Annotated in this window: 23 protein-coding genes and 3 tRNA genes; 16 read left to right on the forward strand and 10 right to left on the reverse strand. The window is 44.8% G+C overall.

Features of this window, described 5'->3' with window-relative positions:
* Together I6L24_RS08515 and I6L24_RS08520 are read right to left on the reverse strand one after the other, a co-directional pair.
* Positions 1-288 (reverse strand): cell division protein ZapA, encoded by a 288-nt coding sequence (locus tag I6L24_RS08515; RefSeq protein WP_004279505.1) that lies wholly within the window; start codon positions 286-288, stop codon positions 1-3.
* Positions 285-842: a hypothetical protein gene (locus I6L24_RS08520; protein WP_004279506.1), complete on the reverse strand. Its 558-nt coding sequence runs from the start codon at positions 840-842 to the stop codon at positions 285-287. Before I6L24_RS08520 ends, I6L24_RS08515 begins: the two co-directional genes overlap by 4 nt.
* Positions 843-906: 64 nt before the next feature.
* Between I6L24_RS08520 and I6L24_RS08525 the strand changes: the two genes are divergently transcribed.
* From I6L24_RS08525 to I6L24_RS08555, 7 genes are all read left to right on the forward strand, one after another.
* A complete protein-coding gene (locus I6L24_RS08525) occupies positions 907-1,539 on the forward strand; it encodes a UPF0149 family protein (RefSeq protein ID WP_004279508.1) in 633 nt (210 codons plus the stop codon).
* Positions 1,540-1,668: 129 nt separating this feature from the next.
* On the forward strand, positions 1,669-3,003 hold the full coding sequence (gene pepP / locus I6L24_RS08530) for a Xaa-Pro aminopeptidase (RefSeq protein WP_004279509.1): 1,335 nt from the start codon (positions 1,669-1,671) through the stop codon (positions 3,001-3,003).
* 293 nt (positions 3,004-3,296) lie between these two features.
* Positions 3,297-3,536, forward strand: a complete 240-nt coding sequence (locus I6L24_RS08535; protein ID WP_004279510.1) for a DUF378 domain-containing protein — start codon at positions 3,297-3,299, stop codon at positions 3,534-3,536.
* 526 nt (positions 3,537-4,062) lie between these two features.
* Positions 4,063-4,632: a GNAT family N-acetyltransferase gene (locus I6L24_RS08540; RefSeq protein ID WP_004279513.1), complete on the forward strand. Its 570-nt coding sequence runs from the start codon at positions 4,063-4,065 to the stop codon at positions 4,630-4,632.
* A 105-nt stretch (positions 4,633-4,737) separates the two neighbouring features.
* Positions 4,738-5,946 carry a 2-octaprenyl-6-methoxyphenyl hydroxylase gene (ubiH, locus tag I6L24_RS08545; RefSeq protein WP_004279515.1) on the forward strand — a complete coding sequence of 403 codons (1,209 nt, stop codon included), beginning with the start codon at positions 4,738-4,740 and terminating at the stop codon, positions 5,944-5,946.
* Positions 5,943-7,190 (forward strand): FAD-dependent monooxygenase, encoded by a 1,248-nt coding sequence (locus tag I6L24_RS08550; RefSeq protein ID WP_004279517.1) that lies wholly within the window; start codon positions 5,943-5,945, stop codon positions 7,188-7,190. Before ubiH ends, I6L24_RS08550 begins: the two co-directional genes overlap by 4 nt.
* Positions 7,191-7,364: 174 nt before the next feature.
* On the forward strand, positions 7,365-7,619 hold the full coding sequence (locus tag I6L24_RS08555) for a hypothetical protein (protein ID WP_004646359.1): 255 nt from the start codon (positions 7,365-7,367) through the stop codon (positions 7,617-7,619).
* Between the two features lie 91 nt (positions 7,620-7,710).
* Here I6L24_RS08555 and rsmI read toward each other — a convergent pair whose 3' ends face one another.
* Complete coding sequence (rsmI, locus tag I6L24_RS08560; RefSeq protein ID WP_004279519.1) at positions 7,711-8,553, reverse strand: 16S rRNA (cytidine(1402)-2'-O)-methyltransferase; 843 nt, start codon at positions 8,551-8,553, stop codon at positions 7,711-7,713.
* Between the two features lie 10 nt (positions 8,554-8,563).
* Here rsmI and I6L24_RS08565 point away from each other — a divergent pair, with 10 nt between their 5' ends.
* The 4 genes from I6L24_RS08565 to I6L24_RS08580 all read left to right on the forward strand — a co-directional run bounded on the left by I6L24_RS08565 (position 8,564) and on the right by I6L24_RS08580 (position 11,642).
* Positions 8,564-9,523 (forward strand): penicillin-binding protein activator, encoded by a 960-nt coding sequence (locus I6L24_RS08565; RefSeq protein WP_004730204.1) that lies wholly within the window; start codon positions 8,564-8,566, stop codon positions 9,521-9,523.
* Between the two features lie 11 nt (positions 9,524-9,534).
* Positions 9,535-9,951 carry a YraN family protein gene (locus I6L24_RS08570; RefSeq protein WP_004279521.1) on the forward strand — a complete coding sequence of 139 codons (417 nt, stop codon included), beginning with the start codon at positions 9,535-9,537 and terminating at the stop codon, positions 9,949-9,951.
* Between the two features lie 133 nt (positions 9,952-10,084).
* Positions 10,085-10,771: a BON domain-containing protein gene (locus I6L24_RS08575; RefSeq protein ID WP_004279522.1), complete on the forward strand. Its 687-nt coding sequence runs from the start codon at positions 10,085-10,087 to the stop codon at positions 10,769-10,771.
* The gene (locus I6L24_RS08580; RefSeq protein ID WP_004279524.1) at positions 10,761-11,642 is read left to right on the forward strand and encodes an alpha/beta hydrolase; all 882 of its coding nucleotides are present in this window, start codon (positions 10,761-10,763) and stop codon (positions 11,640-11,642) included. Before I6L24_RS08575 ends, I6L24_RS08580 begins: the two co-directional genes overlap by 11 nt.
* A gap of 106 nt (positions 11,643-11,748) precedes the next feature.
* Here I6L24_RS08580 and nudC read toward each other — a convergent pair whose 3' ends face one another.
* From nudC to dnaQ, 3 genes are all read right to left on the reverse strand, one after another.
* On the reverse strand, positions 11,749-12,525 hold the full coding sequence (gene nudC, locus I6L24_RS08585) for an NAD(+) diphosphatase (RefSeq protein WP_004730202.1): 777 nt from the start codon (positions 12,523-12,525) through the stop codon (positions 11,749-11,751).
* Entirely contained in the window at positions 12,525-14,168 is a 1,644-nt protein-coding gene (locus tag I6L24_RS08590) for a hypothetical protein (RefSeq protein WP_004279527.1), read from the reverse strand. The genes nudC and I6L24_RS08590 overlap by 1 nt, the downstream gene beginning before the upstream one ends.
* Before the next feature lie 125 nt (positions 14,169-14,293).
* Entirely contained in the window at positions 14,294-15,670 is a 1,377-nt protein-coding gene (dnaQ, locus tag I6L24_RS08595; RefSeq protein ID WP_004279528.1) for a DNA polymerase III subunit epsilon, read from the reverse strand.
* 207 nt (positions 15,671-15,877) lie between these two features.
* On the opposite strand from dnaQ, the gene I6L24_RS08600 reads away from it, so the two are divergent.
* From I6L24_RS08600 to I6L24_RS08620, 5 genes are all read left to right on the forward strand, one after another.
* Positions 15,878-19,171: a LysM peptidoglycan-binding domain-containing protein gene (locus tag I6L24_RS08600; protein ID WP_004279530.1), complete on the forward strand. Its 3,294-nt coding sequence runs from the start codon at positions 15,878-15,880 to the stop codon at positions 19,169-19,171.
* A 10-nt stretch (positions 19,172-19,181) separates the two neighbouring features.
* Complete coding sequence (locus I6L24_RS08605; protein WP_004279532.1) at positions 19,182-21,023, forward strand: extracellular solute-binding protein; 1,842 nt, start codon at positions 19,182-19,184, stop codon at positions 21,021-21,023.
* A gap of 24 nt (positions 21,024-21,047) precedes the next feature.
* A complete protein-coding gene (gene yejB, locus I6L24_RS08610; RefSeq protein WP_004279534.1) occupies positions 21,048-22,094 on the forward strand; it encodes a microcin C ABC transporter permease YejB in 1,047 nt (348 codons plus the stop codon).
* Positions 22,094-23,104, forward strand: coding sequence for an ABC transporter permease (locus I6L24_RS08615; RefSeq protein ID WP_004279535.1), 1,011 nt, complete (start codon positions 22,094-22,096; stop codon positions 23,102-23,104). Before yejB ends, I6L24_RS08615 begins: the two co-directional genes overlap by 1 nt.
* A gap of 130 nt (positions 23,105-23,234) precedes the next feature.
* Positions 23,235-24,479, forward strand: a complete 1,245-nt coding sequence (locus tag I6L24_RS08620) for an NADH:flavin oxidoreductase/NADH oxidase family protein (protein WP_004279536.1) — start codon at positions 23,235-23,237, stop codon at positions 24,477-24,479.
* 64 nt (positions 24,480-24,543) lie between these two features.
* On the opposite strand, the gene I6L24_RS08625 is transcribed toward I6L24_RS08620, so the two are convergent.
* From I6L24_RS08625 to I6L24_RS08640, 4 genes are all read right to left on the reverse strand, one after another.
* Positions 24,544-25,965, reverse strand: coding sequence for an iron-containing redox enzyme family protein (locus I6L24_RS08625; RefSeq protein WP_004730198.1), 1,422 nt, complete (start codon positions 25,963-25,965; stop codon positions 24,544-24,546).
* A 307-nt stretch (positions 25,966-26,272) separates the two neighbouring features.
* Positions 26,273-26,348: transfer RNA gene (locus I6L24_RS08630), tRNA-Glu, on the reverse strand.
* A gap of 46 nt (positions 26,349-26,394) precedes the next feature.
* Positions 26,395-26,470 (reverse strand) — tRNA-Glu (locus tag I6L24_RS08635).
* 24 nt (positions 26,471-26,494) lie between these two features.
* Positions 26,495-26,570, reverse strand: a tRNA-Glu gene (locus I6L24_RS08640).
* Positions 26,571-26,585 lie beyond the last annotated feature (15 nt).

The raw sequence follows: 26,585 nt of genomic DNA on the forward strand, positions 1-26,585 counted from the left end.
TTATTCAGTCAGTTCTTCAACTTCTTCTAAAATAGTTTGTAACAAACGCTCGCAATGCGCATATTGTTGCAGTGATCTATTCATATTCAAAACCTCCTGCATCAGCTCAAGTGCCACCATAATAATCAGCTTGCTAGGTTCCATGCGTGGTGCTTTACGGCGAAATTCATCATATTTGTCATTTAATAACTGTGCCGCGCGTTCTAATTCTTCCTGCTTGTCAGGAGTAGAGGCCAAACGGAAACTATGCCCCAATACTCTGAGATCAATTGCAATTTGTTCACTCATGATGAGGCTTCCTCAGTCGCTTCAGTCGGATGGGCCAGTTGTTGAATTTCCTGTGCGTGATGATCCTGCGCAGTGCCAAGAATGGCCAGACGTTGAATAATCGCTTCAACCTTGGCTTTGGCATTTTCATTTTTCTGGGTTAAACGTTCAGATTCCTGAGTCAGACGCTGAATTTCCTGCTGGGCATGACGCTGTTCAAGGATCATCTTTTCCTTAACTACGCGCAGTTCATTCCGTTCAGCCAGAATTTCCTGAAAACGGTTTTTCAGGTCGGTACAGCTTTTTTCCAGACGACCATAACGGTCTGCCAGTGCAGTTGCATCATTATTAAGCAGTTGAAACTGGGCACGAGAATCCGTCAATTGTTCTGTCAGATTTTCATTTTCTTGTTGTTTTTGCGCAATCACGCTGTTTTTTTGTTCAATTTGCTGTTGATGTTGCATCATTGAAGAGTCTTGCTCTTCGCGCAAACTGGAATTTTCACTTTCAAGCCGTGCAAGTCGCGTTTTTAACACGCCGATCTGCACTTGTAGACGCTGTAATTCTTCTAACATATCGAGGTCGCACAGTGTTGCAAACAAAGGTAATATATAAGCAGTATAAAGATTGGATAAACGAATGCAAGACGATATTTCAGGTTGGACCGAATGGCACCGCAATTTTTCTTCAATTGAGGAAATTTCTAGCCCTAGCGAACTACATGGTTTGCTAACTGGCATTGTTTGTGTCACCCAGGCGCCAAGCAGTGAAGAGTGGTTACAGATTTTAGAAACACTGGATGTACCTGAACTGGATGCCGAAGCATTAGAGTTGTTGACGGGCGAAGCTGAAGATGTGTTTCATGCACTGTCTGAAGATGAGCTGGATTATTTACCTTTGCTGCCTGATGATGAGCATGTGCTTTCAGAACGCGTACAGGCTCTGGCGGACTGGTGTGCAGGCGTGGTCTTAGGTTTCGGACTGGCTTCAGGACATATCCGTCAGGATGAAGTTGAGCTGATTGAACATTTACAAGATGTAGCCGCAGTTGAATTTGAAGACTCAGACGATGATGATGAAGGTGAAGAAAGCTATCAGGAATTGTACGAATTTGTGCGTCTGATTCCTGTCAGTCTGTCTTTAGGGCGTAAAAAGGTCCAAGTTGAAGAAACGCCCCTCTTACAGCAATTTAGTCAAAAAAATCAGCCTAAAGTCGCTACTACAGAAGCGCAAAGTGTAGTCGAGATTTTCTCGCCTAAACGTCCAAGCTGATGAAATGCTGAGGTGAGTCATCACCTGCTTGAAATCAGGCATATATTTTGCTGTTTACAGTGAAATCTATAGTCTGATTTCAAGACTATATTCTAAATACAAGTATTGATCGATAAGAAGTAAAGTGTAATGAAGAAATTGACACAGGCAGTTTTTGAGGAGCGTCGCGCAATCCTCGCAGGGGAAATCGGTTTACGCAGTATCGCTATTATCGCGACCAGTCCGGTAGCCATGCGTAACCGTGATGCAGATTATAAATACCGTGCAGACAGCAGTTTCTTCTATTTAACCGGATTCGCGGAACCTGAAGCTGTGGCTGTGATTGAAACCTTTGACACTGAAGAAGAAGGCTATAGCTACAGTTTGTTCTGTCGGGAACGTAACCGTGAAATGGAAATCTGGAATGGCTACCGTGCGGGTATTGATGGAGCTATTCAGGATTATGATGCAGATGAAGCCTATGCAATTGATCTGCTAGATGAAGAAATCTTAGAAAAGTTACAAAATAAAGATCAGTTATTTTATCGCATTGGACAGCATGCAGAGTTTGATGCGCGTGTCGCCAAATGGATTGCAACTGCAAGTGGTGAAAGCCGTCGTGGTACTTCTGCACCAGCGCAAGTAATTCAGCTGGATCGTATTGTCGATGAAATGCGTCTGCATAAAGATGCAAATGAAATTGAATTGATGCAGATTGCTTCCGATATTTCTGCTGATGCACATACTCAAGCGATGCTAGCAGTACGCCCGGGCATGATGGAATATGCACTGGAAGCCGAGCTGAATTATATCTTTGGCAAAAATGGCGGTGTTCCGGCCTACAACAGTATTGTCGGTGGCGGTGAGAATGCCTGCATCCTGCATTATGTAGAAAATGACAAAGAACTGAAAGATGGCGATTTGGTCCTGATTGATGCTGCGGCTGAATATCAGCTTTATGCTTCAGACATTACCCGTACCTTTCCAGTGAATGGTAAATTTAGCCCGGAACAGAAAGCTTTATATAATGTAGTGCTGGATGCTCAAATTGCTGCAATTAATGCTGTGCAAATTGGTAACTCGTATAAAGAACCACATAATGTTGCAGTGCGCATCCTAGTGCAAGGTTTGCTCGATCTTGGCTTGATGCAGGGGAATATTGACGACATTATAGAAAAAGAAGCTTTTCGTCAGTTCTACATGCACGGTACGGGGCATTGGCTCGGTATGGATGTGCATGATGTCGGTGCTTATAAGGTTGATGGTGAATGGCGCTCGTATGAAGAGGGCATGGTCGTGACCGTTGAGCCGGGTCTTTACATCGCGTCTGATGATGAAACAGTCGATGCCAAATGGCGTGGAATTGGTATCAGGATTGAAGATGATGTGGTAGCCACTGCAAATGGCCCGCTGGTTTTAACTGCGAAAGTTGTCAAAACGGTAGAAGAGATTGAAGCATTGATGGCGAAAGCGCGCGCTGCTTAATTTGAGAAAAAATACGGAAAGCCGGTCGCGAGATCGGCTTTTTTTATGACATTTCTATGCCATTTTAAAAAAGAACTCCTAGCTATATCACATCGAGCAAAAAGTGATTTAGCTTACGTTTATATCGAACAAGTCAAATAAAACTAACCTAAGTAAAATTTACGGCTTAAAAATTGACAGGAAGTCAACACAGAAAATCCGTTTTTAGCATCAAAGCTACATATTAAATGGGCTGAGATTCTCATACTTTCTCTGATCCTTAAATAAACTTAAATAAGAGCAGGAGAACGCTTATGAGATTAAATACGATTGACTGGATTGCTTATGCTTTAACAATCATTGGTGGCATTAATTGGGGTTTAATTGGTGCATTCGATTTTAATTTGGTCGCTGCAATCTTTGGTGATATGAGCGCCTTATCTCGAATTGTTTATGTATTGGTTGGTTTGTCGGCATTGTACCTGATTTATACAGGAACGAAGTTGGGTAAAACAGTACACCACACAGATCATCATACCAATATTGTGCGTTAAGCTAATCTTCTTGGGCGAGTTTCTTGCAAGATAGGATTCATGTCTTCGAGTAACTTGCCGAGAGGATAGAAATAGTGTGGAAGATGAAGAAACCTCGGTAGATTTCCGGGGTTTTTTATTAGGTGTTTATACGTTATTAATAGAACCATCCCCAGATCTACAACAATGCCTAGCTAAAGATTGATGATCACTATCATACAAATAAGATTAGATTGTACATGGTTGGATAAATTTTTTTAAAATATCTGTTAGCTCAAAGATCGAGTTATATTTATACAATTATCTTAAAATAAGAAAAGAATAGTGATTGTAAATGGGCCTCCTGCTACTGAAAGTGAATATCAGCTCATTTATAAATGGCTTGATTCACAATTTTATCATTCAGGATCTACGAGCATCAGTATGTATTCAAAATTGTGCGAAGCGAGTAGATCGAGTTATACCAATTTGACTAGGTTTGCGATCGAATCGTATAAGTGCCAAATGAAATCACAACATTCCTTTTTTTAAGGCCGAGCTGATAAAAGTGAGTATAAATATTTTAGTTGCTGAATTAAAGACAACTTGGTTGGAGTTAAGAGCATATAAAGTTGGAGATGAATTTTCATTATTCCAAGAGTATTGTGGCGATGTTGAAGCATCAAAATATTTACAACGACAGATGCATACAACAGTCGGTCAAACTCAGCAGATGTTACAGAAATGGGCGTTAAGCTATTGGCAGCAACCGAGTGACGGATTTTCATGGGTGATTGCTGAGCGAAAAAGTCATCTGGCAATCGGGTTACTAACGATCATTCAACAGCAAAATAACAGCCTTGAAGTTCATTTCGGACTTGGTCCTCGATTTCAGGGTCAGGGCTATATGCTTGAGGCGATGAAAGCGGTGATTCAGTATTTTAAACAATATCTTACACTTAAATCACTGGATACTTTCTGCGATGCAGAACATATACAGGCACACCAAGTGCTTTTAAAGACAGGGTTTGAAATCGTTGAACGGATCAATGCCTATACTGTATTGCCGAAGTTAGGTAATGAAAAGCGTGATGTCTTGATTTTTCAATATAGGCTGGATCATCATGAAGAAAACTAAATAAAACGAATCATTATAAAAATTTAAAGCCTTGAGGTAAGATAAAACCAGTATACGTTTTATGTAATTCGCCATAGATGCGAATAAACAGATAAGGAAGTAAGCATGCAACAAGAAGTCATCATTGTCGGTGGTGGGATGGTCGGCTTAAGCCTCGCATTGATGTTGGCGAAAACCAATATTGCAGTCAAACTGTTGGAAGCCATCAAATATCCAGATTATGATGATGAAAATCTTGCGCCCTATCATTCCAGTTTTGATGCACGTAACAGTGCCTTGTCACGCCGTAGCGTGCAGATTTATCAGGAACTTGGACTTTGGAATGCCTTGCAAGAACATGCTACCCCAATTCTGGAAGTGAATATTACCGAACAAGGCAGCTTTGGTAAGGCCCGACTGAAAGCCAAGCAGGAAAAAGTCGAAAGCTTTGGTCAGGTCATTGAAAATGCCTGGCTCGGTCGTGTACTGCTGACCCAAGTCAAAAAAGAGCCATTAATTGAATTGATTGATGGTGTTCAAGTGACCTCCCTTATCCAAGATACAGACTTTGCTTATATCGAAGCTCAGCGTGGTGAATCATCACTAAAATTACAGTCCAAACTGGTTATTGCCGCCGATGGACGGGATTCTTTCTGCCGTAAAGCCTTGGGTATTGGTGCGTCAGAACATGATTATGATCAGGTTGCAATTGTGACCACAGTACAAACGTCTAAGCCACATGGTCATGTGGGCTTTGAGCGTTTCAGTCATTTAGGGCCTTTGGCACTGTTGCCATTGCCGGGCGAATATCGCCGTTCCGTGGTCTGGCCAGTGAAAAAAGGTACTGAAGGAGAATGGCTGGGAGATGAAAATGACCAGCATTTCCTCGATGCCTTGCAGGAAACGTATGGCGATCGTGCCGGAAAGTTCCAGAAAACCGGAAAACGGTTCAGTTTTCCCTTATCTCAAGTGTTAGCTGAAAAACAGGCTGTTGGCCGTGTCGTGTTGATGGGCAATGCAGCACATACGATTCATCCGGTGGCTGGTCAGGGTTTTAACCTGTGTATGCGTGATGCGCATGTATTGGTGCGTTACCTCAAGGAACAGCAAGCACAAGGCGCAGACTTGGGCGATGCTGCAATATTACAAGACTATGAAAAATCTCGTCTCAGTGACCAGCAACGAGTGATCAAATTCTGTGATTCAGTGGTGCGTGGCTTTAGTAACCAGAATCCATTTTTAAAGCTGATTCGTAATACGGGTTTAATCGCTTTTGATACGATTCCAGGCATCAAGCCACTGGTTGCAAATTATGCCATGGGGTTAAAAGCATGAGCTTAAATCAAACTAACGAAATATTAGACGTCGTCATTATTGGCGGTGGATTGGTGGGTGGGCTTACAGCGCTTCTGTTAGCCCAAGGTGGCATGCAGCCTACAGTTCTGGATGCAGCGCCAATTCTGGATGCAGATAAAACCTTAAAGGTGGCCAATCCGCGTGTCCTGGCTCTCAGTCAGGCAACCATTCACTTGTTAAAGACGGTGGGGGTCTGGGAAAATTTAGCACGTCAGCAGCCTTATACCGGCATGCAGGTCTGGAATAAAAATGGCTATGGCGAAATCAATTTTGGCCAGTCTTCAGAAAAAACACCATCGGTAGAGCAGGCTTTAGGCTCGATGGTGGAGCCAAGCATTTTGAATCTAGCTATTCAGCAAAAGATGCTTGAAGATGTTCAAGATTATAGAACACAGGTCAAAGTTAGCCGCATCGAACGTGGCGTCGGTGTGTGGATCATTCATCTGGCTGATGGTACACAACTCCAAACTAAACTGGTGATTGGCGCAGATGGTGCAAACTCCTTTGTCCGTGAGCAAGCGTTTATCGATATTGATGTACTGGACTATAAACAGGCGGGCATCAGTTGTGCCATTAAAACTGCACAACCTCATCAGCATATGGCACGTCAGATTTTTCTCGAAACCGGTCCATTGGCTTTTCTACCTATGGCCAGCCTTAATCCGGAAGAGCAGGGACACTGGCAATCGATTGTCTGGACCTTGCCAGAGGATTATGCCGAAGAATATGCAGCGTTGTCAGATGCTGAGTTTACCCAGCTATTAACCCGTGAAAGCCAGCATATGCTGGGTGGAGTCTTAGAGGCGACACCACGTGCCACTTTCCCTTTAAAAGCCCGCGCCGCCCAGCAATACGTTCAAGATGGTTTAGCACTGATTGGAGATGCCGCACATGTCATTCATCCACTAGCAGGTCAAGGGGTGAATATTGGCTGTCTGGATGCTGCCGTGCTTTGTGATGTTTTGCTGCATGATCAGGCGCGTGGCGTATGGGCACATGAGCAGACCCTAAAACGCTATGAGCATCGCCGTAAGGGCCAGAACGATGCCATGATGCACAGCATGTCTGCGATTGGCTGGATGGAAACCACATTATTCTTCCCGATGGTTTGGGCACGCAATTTCGGCCTGAAACAGGTAGAAAATCAGCCCATGTTGAAAGATGCATTTATGGCGCAAGCCAATGGTCTGGGTTTACTTAAAGACACACGCTACGCAGCTTAAGACAGAAATGTAAATTTTTTAAACAAACACCAATAAAGAGTAACGATTTTGTTTAAAAAAGATACGATTTTTTGATGTTTGGTACTAGGCGAAGGTCGAAGAGATTGCTAAATTTCACTTAATTCGATACCTGACTTGGAATACCAAGCGAGGGCCATTTTTGGGGAGATGCAAATGACAGACATGAATGATTATGATGACGACGTTGAAGATTCAATTGTTGACGATGATGAAGCAAAAGCCGCTGAAAAAGGCGCGGTCGATAGCACAGAGGTCGTCAGTGATACCGATCTTGTAGAAGCTGAAACTTTGACCGTCACTGCAAAGCTGAAAAAGCGTCAAGCACTTGAAGACGAGATTGCGGCTTTCCTTGCCAGTGGTGGTCGTATTGTTGAAGTGCCGGCAGATGAATCAGTAGCCAAAGAATAAGTTATTGATTAACTTGTTTCTTATAAAAAACACCACATTCAATGTGGTGTTTTTTTTTGCAAATCCAAACGTAATAGAAAATCTAAAGCAATTAGTCGTTTGCCGAAGTCAGTTCTAAAGCACGTTGATAAGCGACTTTCTTTTTGATTCCGGTTAAATCTGCCGCCAGTTGTGAAGCAGCTTTGACCGAAAGGTCCTGTAATAGGCGATTCAATAATTTATCCAGCTTTTCCTGATCCAGATCTTTTTCTTCGGTGGCACCGCCAATCACCAAAACAATTTCGCCTTTTTGCTGATTGTGATCATTGCTAATGAATTCGACCAGCTCACCCAAGGTCATTTTCTTGATAGTTTCAAAAGTCTTGGTGATTTCTCGCGCAAAACCGACCGGGCGATCTGCTCCGAAAACGCTGGCCATATCTTTAACGGACTCCAGAATCCGGTGCGGTGCTTCATAGAAAATTAAAGTCTGGGTTTCATCTTTCAGTTTTTCCAGATTCAGCAGGCGCTGACTTTGTCTGGATGGCAGAAAACCTTCAAAGCTGAAGCGGTCACTCGGCAAGCCAACAGCACTTAAGGCAGCAATAGCCGCACAAGCACCAGGTACAGGAATCACGCGAATATTATGCGCTTGTGCAGCACGGACAAATTTAAAGCCAGGGTCGCTAATCAGGGGAGTGCCAGCATCACTGATCAGGGCCATATCTTCGCCATTCAGCAGGCGCTGGATCAGCTGATCAATCTTGTTGCTTTCATTATGCTCATGGCAAGCGGTCAGAGGTGTTTGAATATTAAAGTGTTTAAGCAATTGTGCTGAAGTTCGTGTATCCTCGGCAGCAATAAGACTCACCGACTTTAACACCTGAAGTGCACGATAACTAATATCATCTAAGTGCCCGATTGGAGTCGCAACAACAAATAACTGAGCACTCATAGGTTTCTCCATGTGGAATAAATTGAATAATAAAAAATGGAAGATTAAAAATAAAATATTGGGCTTGTGTTTAATCAGCTACATCAGCAGCGTACAAGCAGAAGTGTTGATCATTCTACCCGAATCCGGACCTTTGGCGCGAGCTGCATCGAGTATCAAACAGGGATTTCTCAGCGCCTATGCTACTTCCGGGCAGAAAGTCCCATTGAAATGGGTCAATTCCAATCAGAAAAATATCTCCCAGCTACTGAAGCAGCATGTCAATAAAAAAACCAAAATGGTGGTGGGTCCATTGGCGCGTAGCGATGTAGAACAACTACTTAGGAGCAAACCTAAAGTACGTACCCTCAGCCTGAATGATGTAGCAGGGTCATCACCCCAAGTCTGGCAATTCAGCCTGTCCAAAAAAGAAGATGCCGCTGCCTTAAAAACCTTATTGCACAAAGATGGAATTCAACAGCTGCTGATTTTACGCCAGCCGGGCAGTGAAGCCGAGTATGAACTGTTGCTGATGTCATTGTTCAGTCAAAGTGATCTGAAATTCAAGATCGTGAACAAGGCGCCCATTTTTTTAATGCCAAAACAAGGGCTGTTATACCTCGGCAATGCAGAAGGGCTGGCTGCCATACCTGAATTAAGCCATAAACGGATGTATACCGTGGCCAATAGGATTAGCGAACAGCATAAACCGCCACGAGGAATCAAGTTCTGTGATGTACCTGTGCTTTATCTGGCTGACTGGCCGGATGTTCTACAGGCCTATACCAAAGAGCCGGTGGATATGTCCTATCAGCGCCTGATTGCCTTCGGTGGCGATGCCTGGCAGATCACCCAGCAGTACCTGTCACAACCGCATTTGCAGCATATTGAATTTCAGGGTAGAACTGGGCGAATTGAAATCACGGACCACAGTATTCAGCGTAGTCCACAATGTTTCCAGTACAGTGGCACAGGTGTCAAGCTACTATGAGCGAAAGAGCAATGCTGCGACAGCAATTAGGTGCATGGGCGGAGCAGCAAGCGGCTCAACTGATGCAGAACCATGGATTTCAGTTCCTGACCGCCAATTATCACAGTCGCTATGGCGAGCTGGATCTGATTCTGGTGCGTGATCAGGAACTGGTCTTTGTGGAAGTCAAAGCACGTGCGCAAACCCGATATGCGCAAGCGATCGAGTCTGTTTCCAGAGCGAAACAGGGCAAAATGCTCAAGACAGCCATGTGCTTTATTCAGAAAAATCCACAATTTGCACACTATTACTATCGTTTTGACGTGATTTGTTTTGATTTTAAACAGCAATTTGCAAAAACCATACAGCATGACTTTTCGCAATACCCTTATGATCTGGAATGGATTGAAAATGCTTTTACTTTTGATCAAGAGTTTATTAACCTTTGAACAAAATAAGGTCTAAAGATGCTTATATTTGCTTCAAGATCATTGTAAAGTTCAAGCAGAATTGACATGATCTGAGCTTGAAAACAGATTATTAGATTGAAAAAGACGTAATAAAATGAAGGAGTCTTGCTGAGTGGTTAAGCGTATTGCAATAACAATGCTGTGTGTCGCAAGTTTATCAGGTTGTGCAAGTTTTATTTCCAGCGGCACAGGTACGGCTCCTGTCGGAACTGAAAGTGGGGCGCGCACCTTGGGGCAGGTATTTATTGATTCCTCAATTGTCCGTACTGCAAAAATTAATCTTTATAAATTGGATTCGCGCTTTAAGCAGGCCCGGGTCAATATTGAAAGTTTCCATGGCAATGTCTTGTTGACCGGTCAGGTGCCGGATGCCCATTTAAAGCAACTGGCTGAAGATAATGTCAAATCCATGAGTGATGTCAAAGCGGTACATAATTTTATTACTGTCGGCAATCAGATCAGCTATAGCACCATCATGCAGGATACTGCGGTGACTGCAAATACCCGTGGCTTGATCATGAAAGCGACTGTGGTAGCGGATAGTAAAGTGCATGTGCATACTGAAGATGGCGTACTGTATGTGATGGGTCGTTTAAATGGTGCCGAGATTGCTGACCTGAATCAGGTGTTACAACAGGTGGGTAATGTCACTAAAATTGTGACCCTAATTGATAATGTGGAGCAATATTCAAGTCTGGCTAATCAAAACTTTGCCGCACCGGCATATGCGCAGCCGGGTATTGAACAGACGCCAGTGGCGATTGATCCTGATACGGTTGAACCGACCTATGAACCATAAGGTCGGCCAGTTTAAAACCCAACTCTCACAGCGTATTTTGCAGTTTCAACAGCACTATCAAGATTTCCGGTTATACGATTTTGGTAGTTATGCTTTAAATCGTTTAACTCCGAAACAAGGTTACACAGTCGAAACCCAATTGGCCTATGGCCTGAAATCCCGGCAACGCTTTGACCTGTTTCGGAGTCAGCAGCCTTTGCTCCATCGTCCCCTGATTGTTTTTGTGCATGGCGGTGCCTGGTTACATGGCGATAAAAAGGATTATCAGTTTATTGGCGAGGCTTTTGCCAAAGAAGGTTATGACGTGGTGGTAATGAATTATCATCTGGCACCACAACATATTTTCCCAACTTATATTCATGATCTGCATTTGTTACTGAATCATTTGCAGCAGTCGGCTAAGCACTTGCAGATCTGTGCTGATAATCTGGTCCTGATGGGACATTCTGCCGGGGCCTTTAATGTCATGTCTGCCTTGTACCATCCGCAATCTGCCAGTATTGACCACGGTCAAATTCGGGCGATTATTGGTCTGGCGGGGCCTTATCATTTTGATTACAAAAATGATCCGATCTGTGCCGATGCATTTGATCAGGCGGTGCCTTATCAGCAGGTGATGCCTTATTATTTTGTTAAAAATAGCTCAATCCGGCATTATCTGTTTATTGCCGAAAAAGACAAGATTGTTGGGCATTTCAATAGCCAGGATTTGGACCGCGTACTGAAAGAGAAGGGCAATCATAGCCATCTGATTCAAATTCCGAAACTTGGTCATATTACGATTGTGGGTTCACTCTCCAGTTTGTTTAGCCGGTTTTTCCAGACCAAGGCACAGGTGCTTTGGGCGCTCGAGGATGCATTTAAATCCTGATACTGATATGTTAGTTTAACCAAGCACTAGATAAAAAAGAATCCAGTGGATGATCTCCCCTGGATTCTTTTTTTGAGCCGTTGGGCTAAATCTTTCAAATACAGATTTACAGCCAGGTCTTGGTGTCGTCTGCGACGGGCGTACCTTGAGTCACATGCATGATCATGGCATGGGCAATACTGCCTTTAAACGGAATTTCAGGCAGCTGATCGAATTTAAAGAATTGCGCATCGCTAATTTCTTCTTCCTGCAGCTGTAGCTCACCGCCAGCATATTCTGCCTTGAAGGCAATCATCAGATTGCTTGGGAAAGGCCAGGGCTGGCTGGCCAGATACTGAATATTCTTGAGTTGTAAGCCAACTTCTTCTAGCGTTTCACGACGTACTGCATCTTCCAGCGTTTCACCCACTTCAACGAAACCGGCAATCAGTCCATACATCTGGCTTTTAGTATTACGTGCATTTTTGGCCAGCAGAATCTCGTCTTCACCTTTGGTAATAACAGTAATAACGCAAGGCTGTACCCGTGGATACTGACGGTAGTTGCAGGATGGGCAGACCATGGCATATTCAACAGCATGCGCTTCAGTCGCTGTGCCGCAATGACTGCAAAATTTATGGTTACGACGCCATTCTAAAAGCTGTACCGCACGACTGGCCTGTTCAAATTGCTGGGTATTCCAGAACTGTAACAGCTGACGGATGGGAACCAGTTGTAAGCCTGCAGGAATAGGCTCATCGGGAAGGAGATCACGGGCAATCACTTGATCACCCGTGTGGAGTAGCAAATCACTTGCTAAGGCTTCAACTCGTGGAAGTTGAAAGTGTTGATCGACCAGCAGTTGCTGTTGTTGAAAAATATAAGCAAGTGATAATTTGGACATTAGGCAACTATTTTGAGTTTCTCACTACTGTCCAATGCTACCTGAAACATCGCCTGTAATACAGGCTGTTTGTTCTTTAAGTTATCAATCATCATGTCGGCACTGGCCAGGGTGTCTAAAGCACGATGAATTTCTTCCGGACTTAATGCAATCGACAGATCAATACGGTTCTTGATGAATTCTGCAGTGGTGGTGAATGCAGTACGAACATGTTCTGCATTCAGGAACAGCATCGCGCCGCCAATCTCGCAAAACTGTACTGGAACAGGTTCGAGTGCAGTCAAGTCATGATCTTGCAGGTAATTGCTGAGAATCTGGCTAGAAAGCTCGATCAGGGCCTTGGTTTCTGTGAGTAAAGCAGCGTGTGCTTCATCCAGACGGTCCAGAGAAATATTCATGTTGTTGACGCGCAGCTGCAAGCGGCTCGAAGTTTGATGACGTTCCAGTACGCCAATCGAGTTCATGGCAGACAGAATGACATTCATCAACTGCTGGGCAAAGCTGGCATCCTGCATCATCTCCGGCTGGCTCAGTGAAGCGGCCTGACGGGTCAGGTCATGATAGGCTTCATTCAGGTTCAATACCTTGAAGATATTCGCCAGATTATTCAGTTGTGCCTGCAGTTCCTGAGTCTTTTCAGGCGTCATGTTCTGATAGTTGAACTCGATGTCATTACGAATTTGCGCCATTTCCGTGGTCACCAATTCGCTGATGGTATGCATGGTTTCAAAGTCTGGGCCATACAGATGGCGACTGAAGACCTGTAATTGCATATCGGTCAGCAGGTCATCGCCCACATTGAGCTGGCTACGGATAGATTGCGCAGTTTCATCTTCCTGACTGATACACAGGCTGAGCACATTGGCCAGATCAGCCAGCGAAGCCTTGAAACTGTCTGCCGAGCTAAAATACTGTGCCATGTTACGTTCAATGCTCACCAATGTGCGTAGGCGTGGCTCATTAATCAGCAGGTGATCAATATTGTTCAACGCGACATAGACCAGATTCCAGTACTGCTTGCTGTCATGTTGTTCTGCAAGTCCTGCCAGATAAGCCCCCACCAGTTTGATGGCTTGCAGATCCAGTTCACTTTCTTCCTGATTGATCAGCTTGTTGAGTGACAGCTTATACAGGCGGTGTACATATTGGGATTTTTCCAGACTTGGTGCTTGTGGCAGTGCAAAATCAGGGGTGACGCAATCCAGTAGCGATTCTACATGCTGGCCTTCAGTCGTCAGCGGTTTACCCAAAGCCAGTTCCAGACGGTTCAGGGTATCCAGCAAAAACTGTGGAATTTTCACTTCACGCAAACAGATAAATTCGATATAGCGTTTCAGCATGGTGGTGCCTTCACTCAAGGCGATCACTTCTTGAGTATTGACCTGCGCCGGATTCCCCATAATCTTGCGCATCAGTTCTGCTGAATATTGAGCGACTTTTGCCAGACTGGACATGTCGATGAGTGCCAGAACTTGGGCGCATTGTTCGAACTGATTTAATGCATCATCAATACCAAAAGGTAAAGTCTGGTCTTCTACCAAGGTGCTTACTGCTGATTCGACTAACTTGATCGAGTTATCAACCTCATTTTTTATTATCAGTAAAGCTGTTGGATCAAAATGTATAGAGGTTTGGTAAGACATGATCTGCACCTTTCCTGGAGTATTATCTATATATGAGCCCCGCTTTAAACTACGGGGCCTCTTTGTATTTACTATAACTGAAGAACGATAGTTTTAAACCTAAAGTATCCCCGGAAATGTAGATTTTATTTCGCGAAAAGGCAAGCAGTTCCATGTTTTTCTTCGAATTGTTTGACCCAATTCTCATGTTCCTGTAATTCCTGTTCTGACGGGAGAATCACCGGTAATTCAATTTCAACTCTGGCCATCCCTGAACGGCTGTTCTGGTCTTCAGACTGGGACAGGGCATCGATATCAAAAGACACCTGTCCACCGGTCATCGCCAGATAAACATCGGACAGGATTTCCGCATCGAGCAAGGCACCGTGGAAAGTACGGTCACGTTGTGGAATCTCGTAACGGCGCACTAAGGCATCCAGCGAATTTTTCTGACCGGGATGCTTGGACTTGGCCAGTGCCAGGGTATCGGTGACGTCACAGACTTCGGAGAGTGCTTTAAAACCTGCGCGTTTGAATTCCATATCCAGAAAGTTCATATCGAAGGTCGCGTTATGCGCAATAATTTCCGCGCCGTGTAAATAGTCAAACAGCACTTGAGAAATTTCTTCAAACAGCGGTTTGTCTTGCAGGAATTCGTCGGTGATCCCGTGGACATTCACGGAATCACCGACCGGTGTTTTCGGATTGATATAGATATGAATCGAGCTGCCGGTCAGTTTGCGGTTAATCATTTCTAGCGCGCCAACTTCAATAATCCGGTCACCATCCTGATAATAAAAACCGGTGGTTTCGGTATCCAGAATCAGTTGTCGTGGGCCATGCAGCTGTAGCTTTGCTGGTGTAATGACAATTTGCGGATGTAGCTCAGTCGAGGCAGATGATTCTGAAGATGAAGCATCGTCATTGCTGTCTGTTGCTAAAACTTCAGTCTGTACAATTTCTTCAACAGTCACTTCGATGATTTCTTCCAGCTCTTCTTCTTCGCTCTCGGCCAGATCAAGACCGAAAGGATCGTCTAGCAACCAGTCGGGTTCAGATTTTTTTTTATCTTCAGACATTGAAGGGCTTTGCTTGGATTTTTTCAGGGTTTCATCAGCACCCAGATTGGCCAGCTGATCGGCCATTTCATTGCCCGGATGTCCAGCATGACCTTTGACCCAGTGCCATTCGATGTCACGTCCTTGACAGACTTCATCAAGTTTTTGCCACAGATCCGGATTTTTGACGTCTTTCCAGTTTTTCTTTTTCCAGCCGTGAATCCATTCGGTAATGCCTTGTTTGACATACTTGGAATCGGTATAGATCACCAGTTTGTCTTGCTTGTCACAAAACAGAATCCCTTCAATGGCAGCCGTCAGCTCCATACGGTTGTTAGTAGTATGATCTTCACCGCCACAGATTTTGTGTTCTTGTTGGCCATTAACAATGTACGCACCCCAACCGCCTAAACCCGGGTTGCCGCGACAGGCGCCATCAACATAAAGTGTGATAGTGTGTGACATAGATTAAATCCGATCAAAATAGAACAAGCTGGAAGGCTTATTGTATAGCGCAAATGCAGTCGATCAATCTATATGTCCAGGATTTTTTAATTTCTTGTAACATTTAACGTGAAATCGCGGTAAATTATTGGCTTGAGTCTTCGACATGCTTCACTACAATGGCATATCTAAAAAATAAATTTATATACGAGTTGTTTGGATTTCTTTATGTATAAACCAACCGCAATTTTGTGGCAGCCGACATTACCTACATTTTTAAAATATTCTGTACTGGGAACTGCGCTTGCTTCTCTAGGACTGACGGGCTGTTCATCTACACAAAGTGCGACCCAAACAGCATCAAGCAAGCAGGTTGGATCACAATATCTGGATGCCAGCAGTCTGGATGGACTCGAAGATTTACTTTCTGCAACGGATATGCGTGCAGTCGAAGGTGACCGTTTACAGATTCTGAAACATGGTGATGTCTGGAAACGCATGACCGTGGGTTTCAAGATGGACTTAAGTGTCTGGAATCCGCGGATTGATGCGCAGCGTGGCTGGTTTATTTCACGTCAGCCTTATCTGGATCGCTTAAGTGCGCGTGCATCACGTTATTTATATTACACAGTAAAAGAAGCAGAACGCCGTGGCATGCCGACCGAGTTGGCACTGTTACCGATTATTGAAAGTTCTTATGACCCGGCAGCGACCAGTAGTGCGGCGGCAGCAGGTTTATGGCAGTTTATTCCAAGTACCGGCCGCATTTATGGTCTAAAGCAGACTTCTTTATACGATGGTCGTCGTGATGTAGTGGAATCGACCCGTGCAGCCTATGAGTTTTTGGGCAGTCTGTATAACCAGTTTGGTTCTTGGGAATTGGCGCTCGCTTCCTATAATGCAGGCCCAGGCCGTATCCAGCAGGCGATTAACCGTAACAAAGCTGCAGGTCTGCCTACCGATTATTGGTCATTGAAACTACCACAAGAAACCATGAGTTACGTGCCACGTTTCCTGGCGGTTGCACAAATTATTAAAAATCCGGGCAGTTATGGGGTGAGTTTGCCACCGATTGCCAACCGTCCGCATTTCCGTGAAGTACCGGTCGGTGTTGCCAGTTTAAATGAAATTGCAGCGATTACCGGTTTGAGCCGTGCAGAACTGTATCAATTAAACCCGGGTCATCGTGGTGATCATATTGATCCTGCAAGTCCGCGCCGTATTCTGATTCCTGCTGACTTAAGTCCTTCAGTGGATGAGAAGCTGAAAAAATTATCCGGTTCAGGTGGTTTATGGGCGAGTAACACGAGCAGCCTGCCGCGAAATACGACGACAGTGGTGCCCACCAGAGCTGCACCGCCAGAATTAAATATGAAAACGATTACGCCTTCTAAACAGACTCCGCCAGCGGTTGTTAGTAATCAGCCTGCAACGACCGTTGCTAAAACAACGACTCCGGCTAAAGCTGCAAGTACGCCACCTGTCGTCACAGCAGCGGTAAGTACCGCGACAACGGCAAATACTGTGACCCAGACTACGAAAAAGATTTCGACGCCTAAAGGCTCATCTGCCTTGGCCAGTTTTGCGGCACAAAGTGATTTGCCAATTCCAAGTGCGCCGCGTATTCCGGTAGCTGTAACACCTGCAGCGCCAGCGAAACAGATTCAGGTCGAACCACCGATTTCGGCAGCTGAGCGTCAGCAAGTTCAGCAGGCGGTCATCGCACAGGATATTCAGAAAACTGTAGATGAAATTCTGCAGCCTGTTGCAACACCGGCAGAACAGGCCCAAGTGGTTGAAGAGCTGAAAGCATTGGCGCCGGCTGGCACAGAAATTGTTGATCCTTATGACGGTAAAATCAAGCTGACTGCCATTCAAACCAGCCTGTCTGTTGCTGAGCAGCAAGGCAAAGAGCTCACCAAAGGCTTTTCTTATCCGAAAGAAGTTGCTGACAATACCACTGCGAACTCGGTTGAAGCCAAGCTAAATCAGGGCAAAAATTACGTCAAGACGGATTCTGAAGTGGTAGTGGTTGCTCCAAAAGGAAAACGCAGTACCTATAAGGTGTTACCAGGTGATAATCTGGCAATGATTGCGGCTAAAAATGGGGTGAACTGGCGTGATGTGGCGAAATGGAACCAGATTGATCCAAATTCTCCACTGTATGTGGGCACCACCATTTATCTGTATGATGCCAAACCTGTACAGGAAGCCAGCAAAGCCAAAGAAAAGCCGGAAACTTATGTCGTTCAGGCCAATGACTCTCTGACTAGCGTAGCGACCCAGTTTGGTTTTAGCGTGAAACAACTGGCTGATTTTAATGGACTGAATAGTAATAGCGGTCTGTTTGTTGGGCAAAAGCTGTCATTGAAAGATACAGGGCAGTCCAAAGCCAAAGTTGAAGAGATTAAAAAAGCTGAAACTGCCAAGGTTCAGACTAAATCCTATACAGTGAAACGCGGTGAGTATCTGAAACTGATTGCCGATCGTTACGGGCTTTCAAATGCTGAACTGGCATCTTTGACTTCCGGTCTGACTGCCGGTAGCAGTCTGATGGTGGGACAGAAAATCAATGTACCACTTCAGGAAGTTGAAGAGCTAACGGCATCTAGCCAGAAAACTGAGCAGAAGTTTGAAAATGTTAAAGTCGATCAGACTGCAACTGAAAACTATCAGGTCAAACGCGGTGAAACACTGTATACTATTGCCAGTCAAAGCAAGCTGAGTGTCTCTGAACTGGCTGCACTGAATGGGTTGTCTGCCAATAGTGGTTTACGTATAGGTCAGACCATCAAGATTCCAGCCGGCAGTCAAATCCCTGAAACCTATACGGTTCAATCGGGTGATACGCTGACCGGTATTGCCTCAAGATATAATTTGTCAATGGACCAGGTGGCGAGCCTGAATGGCATGTCACGTAATGCAGGTTTGCGAGTGGGGCAGCGTCTGAAACTGAGTGGTGACGTGACAGAACCGGTAAGTGAAGTGGTCGCGGAAACTGCGGTCAAGAATACAAAATCGGATTCGCATGTGGTGAAGTCAGGGGAAACCTTAAGCTCTATTGCACGTCAGTATCATTTACAACTGCAATATATGGCTGATTTGAACGGCCTGAATACCAATAGCACAGTGCGTATTGGTCAGCGTTTAAAAATTGAGGGTGACTTTCCGACAGATAAAAAAGTTGAAGGCGTGAAAGTGGCAGCTAAGCCTGTAGCTTCTAAGGCAACTGAATCCTATACGGTAAAATCCGGTGAATCCCTGAATGCAATTGCCAGCCGTTTAGGCATAAGCGTGACCGACCTGGCTCAGTTAAATAATCTGAGTCCACGCGCAGGATTGCGTGTCAGTCAAACGATCCAGATTCCAAAACTGGTGACGGATTATAAAGTCAAACGCGGTGATACCTTAATCGGTCTGGCTTCACGTTATGGTCTGAACAGCAATGAACTGGCGGAAATGAATGATCTCAAACCAAATACACAATTGCGTATTGGTGATGTGATTAAAGTGCCGAATTAATGAATGGATCATGAGATTCGCGCATTTATTTAAAACTTTCAGGTTGATCTGGCTAGCCCCGCTGCTCGTAAGTAGCAGTTGGGCAGCCCTGATCACCACCCCATATATTGCACTACATAGCCAGCCGAAATATGCCCAGGCCAAATCCCTGCCTTATGCCAATCCGCAAGCACCGAAAGGCGGTACGCTGATTCTGGCAGCTGATGGCAGTTTCGATAATTTGAACAGCATGAATGGCAAGGGCAATGTCACTGAGGGGGGCAACTATATTTTTGACAGTTTGCTGTCCAAGTCACTGGATGAGCCCGGTGTGTACTATCCCTTGCTGGCGGAAAAAGTCAGTTTTGACCCCAAGAAAACCGCCTTTATTATTTTTCATTTAAATCCGAAAGCACGGTTTAGTAATGGCCAGCCGGTAACTGCACAAGATGTCAAATACAGTTTTGAACTGTTTCAGACCCAGTCCAATTTTGGCCTGCAGATGTATTTGGCTGATTTAAACCGGCTGGAAGTCCTGTCACCTTTACAGGTCAAAATGCATTTTAAATCCGGACATAATCCGGAAATGGCGATGATTGTCGCGCAGATGCCCATTTATTCTAAACAGGAATGGCAAAAGCGTAATTTTAAAGAATTGACGCTGAAACCGATGCTGGGTTCAGGGCCTTATGTCATTGAACACATAGATGCTGGACGTAGTATTAGCTACAAACGTAATCCCGGATACTGGGGAAAAGACTTGATGGTCAACCGCGGGCGTTATAATTTTGACCGGATCAAGTATCGTTATTATCGTAGTCCTGAAATCAAGTTCGAAGCTTTCAAGTCGGGCCAATTTACCTTGCATGAGGAAAAACAGGTCAACCGCTGGGTGAAAGACTACCAGTTTCCCGCCGTTCGGCAAGGACAGGTGCAGCGTTACCGCTTTCAGCATCACAACCCGATTCCGACCCAGAGTCTGATATTCAATACCCGCCGTCAGCCTTTTGCCGATATCCGTTTCCGCCAAGCCTTGAGTTTTGCCTATGACTTTGAATGGCTGAATAAAGCCATGTTCTATGGTGAATATCAGCGCCTGAACAGCTTTTTTTCCAATAGCGAGCTTGCATCTCATACACGGCCAAGTGTTCAAGAACTGCACATTTTGAAACCCCATTTAAAGCAGCTTGATCCGGTTCAACGTCAGGCTGTACTGCAGGACTGGAAATATCCTCAGTCAGATGCCTCCGGTTTTAACCGGAACAATCTGTTAAAAGCCCGTCAATTGCTATTAAAGGCAGGCTATCGTTATCAACAGGGGAAGTTGGTCAATGCTGCGGGTCAACCGGTACAGATTGAGTTCCTGTTGCATCAGGCGGAACAGCAGCGTGATCTGATGCCATATCTGCGTCATTTAAAACGCTTGGGCATTCAGGCCAGCATTCGTATGGTAGAAACCGCGCAATATTATGAACGGCTGCGGAATTATCAGTTTGATATGATTGTCGATACCATGCCGCAATCCCTGACACCGGGGCAGGAGCAGAAACAGTTCTGGGGCAGTCAGGCCGCCACGCAGCCAGGTAATTATAATTATGCCGGCATTCGAAATCCGGCCATTGATGCCGTCATTCAGCAGGTGACACAGGCTCAAAACCGTGAACAGCTGGTGAATAGTACCCGAGCATTAGACCGTTTACTGCGTGCAGGCTATTATCATATTCTGACTTATGGTACGGGTGAATACTGGTATGCTTACTGGAATATGTATCAGCAGCCGCAACGAAAACCTAAACTCTCCGCCGGGATTGATTACTGGTGGGTCGATGCAGAAAAGGCCAGACATGTGGCTGATTATTTCAAACAGCATTAAGCTCCAAGCCTATCAGGGAGTGCCATGAGCACTTATATTCTCAAACGTCTGTTGCTGATGATTCCAACCTTGCTGATCATTTTGCTGATCAATTTCATGGTGATCCAGCTGGCACCCGGTGGTCCGGTGGAGCAGGCGATTTATCAGGCGCAACAGGTCAATGGTTTGGCGCATACCGGATTGCAGTATCAGGGAAAGCAAGGCCTCACACCGGAGATGCTTGAGCAGATTAATATCCAGTACGGCTTTGACCAGCCGCTGCATATTCGATTTTGGGAAATGCTAACGCGTTATGCGCAGTTTGATCTGGGGCAGAGTTTTTTCAAAGACAAACCTGTGACTGAACTCATCTGGGAAAAATTGCCAGTATCGCTTTCTTTAGGCCTGTGGAGTACCTTGCTGATTTATCTGGTCTCCATTCCTTTAGGGATTAGAAAAGCCCGCAAACATGGCAGTCTGTTTGATCAGACCACCTCTCTAATGTTGGCCGTGGGCTATGCCATTCCAGCCTTTATTTTTGCCATTTTACTTATCGTTTTTTTTGCTGGCGGGTCTTATCTGCACTGGTTTCCCTTGCAGGGCATTCGCTCTGAAAATTTTGCTGAACTCTCATTCTTTGCGAAAATTCATGATTATTTCTGGCATATGGCCTTGCCGCTGTTGGCCATGGTGCTCGGCGGATTTGCCAGTTTGACCTATCTGGTCAAATTTTCTTTTGTGGAAGAGCTGAGCAAACAATATGTCCTGGCTGCGCGGGCCAAAGGTTTAACTGAACATGCAGTGCTGTATCGGCATGTATTCCGGAATGCCATTTTAGTGCTTATCGCAGGTTTGCCCGAAGTTCTGATCGGGGTGTTTTTCGTGGGCAACCTGTTCATCGAGATTATCTTTAATCTGGATGGGTTAGGCGTCTTAGGTTTTGAGGCGATTATCCAGCGTGACTATCCGGTGATTTTTGGTACTTTGTTTATCTTTACCTTGCTCGGTCTGATACTGCGTTTACTCAGCGATTTGCTCTATCAACTGATTGATCCAAGGATTCATTTCAGTTCACGTCGAGGATCACAATAATGTCTTCCTTGATGCAAGCACGCTGGCAACGTTTTAAGCAGCATAAGCTAGGCTTTAGCTGCTTCATTATTTTCAGTGCTATTTTCATCATTTCCTTGGGTGCAGAACTAATTGCTAACGATAAGCCCTTGCTGGTGAAATATGATCATGCTTTTTATCTGCCCATCCTGAAATCCTATCCGGAAACCACGTTTGGTGGAGTATTTGAGACAGAAGCAGAATATAAAGATCCCGTTGTACAGCAACTGATTGCAGAAAAAGGCTGGGCGATCTGGGCCATCATTCCATTTTCTTATCAAACGCCAAATTTTGAACTGGCTGTACCAGTGCCTTCGCCACCGAGTGCGCAAAACTGGCTGGGAACAGATGATCAAGGCCGTGACGTTCTGGCACGGATTCTATATGGCTTAAGGATTTCATTACTGTTTGGTTTTGCACTGACTTTATTGTCTGCGGCGCTGGGAATTTTAGCAGGGGCAATTCAGGGTTATTATGGTGGATGGATTGACCTGATCGGGCAACGCATACTCGAAGTCTGGAGCGGTTTGCCGATGCTGTTTATGGTGATGGTACTGGTCAGTCTGTTTAGTCCGAGTATTTACTGGCTATTTCTGATCATGCTGTTATTTGGCTGGACCACACTGGTGAGTATGGTGCGCGCTGAGTTTTTGCGCGCCAGAAATCTGGAATACGTTTGGGCAGCAAGAAGTATTGGGGCCGGGGATGGACGGATCATGTTCAAACATATTCTCCCCAATGTGATAGGTTCTAGCCTGTCACAGTTACCTTTTATGCTAACCGCCAATATTACTGCACTGACAGCGCTGGATTTTTTAGGGTATGGTCTGCCACCCGATTCGGCATCCCTCGGGGAACTCTTGCTTCAGGCCAAAAACAACTTAAATGCGCCGTGGCTGGCATTGTCGGGATTCTTTAGTTTGGCGATTGTACTGAGTTTGCTGATCTATATGGGAGAAGCGGTACGGGATGCTTTTGATCCAAGAAACTAAATCACAAAAATCTTTAACCATAAGAAAATAAGCAGATAAAAATTGTGTAAATTTGACAAGACTGATTGTCAATTGTTCTGGCTTACGTTATAAATGGGTACAAAATAAAAGTAACGTATCAGGACAGATCATGACTCAATTGGCCGATTCCATTCAAATTCGTAATACCACTTTTAAAAATCGCATCATTAAAGGTGCCATGAGTGAAGCACTGGCCAATGATGCCGGCCAACCCAATCAGGCGCATTTCAAGTTGTATGAAGCATGGGCCGAAGGTGGCTTGGGTTGTGCTATTACGGGTAATGTCATGGTGGATTATCGTGCCAAGAATGAACCGGGCGTCGTAGTGGTAGAAACAGAACGTGATCTGGCGCAGCTCAAAGTCTGGGCTGACGTAGGCAAACAACATGATATGGTACAACTGGTCCAGTTGTCACATCCGGGCCGCCAGTGTCCCAAAGGTCTGAATAAAGAAACGGTTGCACCGTCCGCAGTCCCATTTAGTCCGGCTTTGGCCATGAGCTTTGGAACCCCACGGGAATTGCGTGAAGATGAAATCCTGGATATTATCCAGCGCTTTGCCACTTCGGCTGCCATCTGTGAAAAAGCAGGATTTGAGGGGGTGCAGTTGCATGGGGCACATGGTTATCTGATTAGCCAGTTTCTGTCACCGCTGACCAATAAGCGTCAGGATCAATGGGGTGGTAGTATTGAGAATCGTACCCGTTTCTTGCTGCAAACCTATCAGGCTGTTCGTGCTGCGACTTCGGAAAATTTTATTATTTCAGTCAAGCTGAATTCAGCTGATTTCCAGCGTGGCGGTATTAGCGAAGAAGATGTCATTTATGTCTTTAAGGCGATGGACGCTGCAGGCATTGATATCATTGAAGTGTCAGGTGGTAGCTATGAAGCACCTGCGATGGCCGGCGTGAAAGCAGACAAGCGCAAGGCCTCGACCATTGCCCGTGAAGCCTATTTCCTCGATTTTGCCGAAAAAATCCGTCAGGAAGTGAAGTGCCATATCATGGTCACTGGTGGATTCCGAACAGTTGAAGGCATGAATGCCGCGCTCGACAGTGGTGCCTGTGATTTTGTCGGGATTGCACGTCCCTTTGCGGTAGAACCTGACTTGGGTAATCGTCTGGTTGCGGGGCAGGATGTACGTTATGCGGTTGAGAAAATTAAAACCGGTATTCCAATGGTCGACAAAATGGCGATTATGGAAATCATCTGGTATGCCGCGCAGTTTAAAGAAATTGCCAAAGGCAAGCAGCCTAATCCAAAGCTGTCACCACTAAAGGTCTTTTTGCAGTATCTGAAAGGCAATGTCAAAGCGGTGATCAAGGGACAATTAAACTCGCGAAAATCGGCTTAATCTTTATTAAAAAACCGGACACTGCAAATGTCCGGTTTTTTAATTTCTGGCACTTAGGGGTGCTTTAGGAATAATGCATCGCCTGGGTCTGAAAAGGAAATAATAACTGGCTTAACTGACGAGTCGCCCATAAACCAATTTCAGTATGATGCATATGCGGTGCAGTATAAGGAATCAGTAAATCAATTTTCTGTTCCGCACCTTCACAGCGCATGAAGCGACTTTTTAACTGATTCAAGCGCTGCTGATCCATACGGCTCATTGCAGGTTCAATTTTTGCCTGTGATGGGGTTGCACTACGTGAGGACAGGCGAGTTGCCAAGCCTGCGCCCTGAATCCAGTCTTTAATAATCTGTTTTTCGGTCGCATTAAAGACCCCAAACATTTTACCTTCCGGATGATCTATCATTTTCCAGAAACGGCTTTGCTCCACTGGTGCATCTTTTACGATCCAGCCTTTGTCAATCATGACCTGCAAAAACTCGGCAATCTGGGCAGGATCGGATAACCAGTCATTGATGGTCTTGCCACTAAACTGGCATTTCTGATTATGAATATATTGACCAATCAGCGCTTTATTCTGGAAAACTTTTAAAGCCATCTGCCCAATATCCAGTTCCTTAATGATCTGAGAGGAACTTTTGCCGATGTCATTCAGAACATAGCCTTTTTTAATCAGTTCAAGATAAATTTGTGGATCTTCAGCTTGATTAAAATGCTGGATAAACGCTTGCAGGGATTTCTGCGCATGACCATTGTGAACATTATCAATAGTAATGTGCACATTGAAATAATGCGGATCGATACCCAGTTCAGCCAGTTCATAATTGGTGATTAACAGATGTAGCGGTAACTGTTCATAGCCGAGATTAAAGCCAATGACCAAAGGTAAATATTTGGCTGGGGCATAAGCTAGTGCTAGCTGTACGGCAGCCTGTTCGTAGTAACTGTCATCCAAATGCTCGGCGTAACTGTTCAGCTCATAATGACTCAACAGGTCCTGATACATGGTGACATGATTGGCACGCGGATGCCCTAAACCAAGCTCTTCGAGATAGATGTAAATCAAATCTTTTAGCTCGGGCTGATTACAGTTTGGCACGGTCGAATATAACCAGGCACCATCGACCAGTTTGACCGGTGCAACTTTCGCCAGGAATTCGAAAGCATGAGAAACCGTTGGAAAATATTCCCGAGGCTGCTGCTGTTTACGGCGATTGATATAGGCCTGGAAAGTGGAACAGATTTGATGATGTTGTTCTAAAAGATGCTGTTCAACCTGTGCGGGCTGATCTAACCATCCGAGAGTATCAATATTTAAATTTTTAATCAGATCGCTCAAATAAGATTCAGCTTTTTCAGTTTTGGTATATGTCGAAATTTCAGTATCTTGAAAAAAGTCGACCCAATCCTTAAAGCTTTTAATTTGATAATTATGATTTTTATTTGGCGATAAAGGTAAACTTAGCTCTGTGCTGACGAACATAATCTGATCCTTGCAGATTTCTCTTGATTTACCTTAACGTGCCCTCTAAAAGCAGGGTGTTGAATTTTTGTTCTAATTTATTGGTGTATTGCTTTAAATGAAAATGAACGGATATTTCTATGCATAGAAATGTTAAAACAATACAAATTGTAAAATTAAGAATGGGATGGCAGCCCCCAGAAAGAGAGCTAGATTTGAACGAATGATAAAAACAAGGTTTAAAGTTTTCAGAAATAAAATTTGCAAGATAAAAAAAGCCCGAGTCGCAATGCTCGGGCTTTTTGTTGAGATGTTGCCATCTCGAATATGGCGTCCCTACGGGGATTCGAACCCCGGTTACCGCCGTGAAAGGGCGATGTCCTAGGCCTCTAGACGATAGGGACAGTACAGAAGATAAATTTTAAAACCGCTACTTTTAGCTTTAAGTAATGGCGTCCCTACGGGGATTCGAACCCCGGTTACCGCCGTGAAAGGGCGATGTCCTAGGCCTCTAGACGATAGGGACTTAATAAAATGTACTTCTGAAAATTGGCGTCCCTACGGGGATTCGAACCCCGGTTACCGCCGTGAAAGGGCGATGTCCTAGGCCTCTAGACGATAGGGACGTTTCAGAGGTGGGC

This window comes from Acinetobacter lwoffii (assembly GCF_019048525.1).
Classification (GTDB): Bacteria; Pseudomonadota; Gammaproteobacteria; order Pseudomonadales; family Moraxellaceae; genus Acinetobacter; species Acinetobacter lwoffii_K.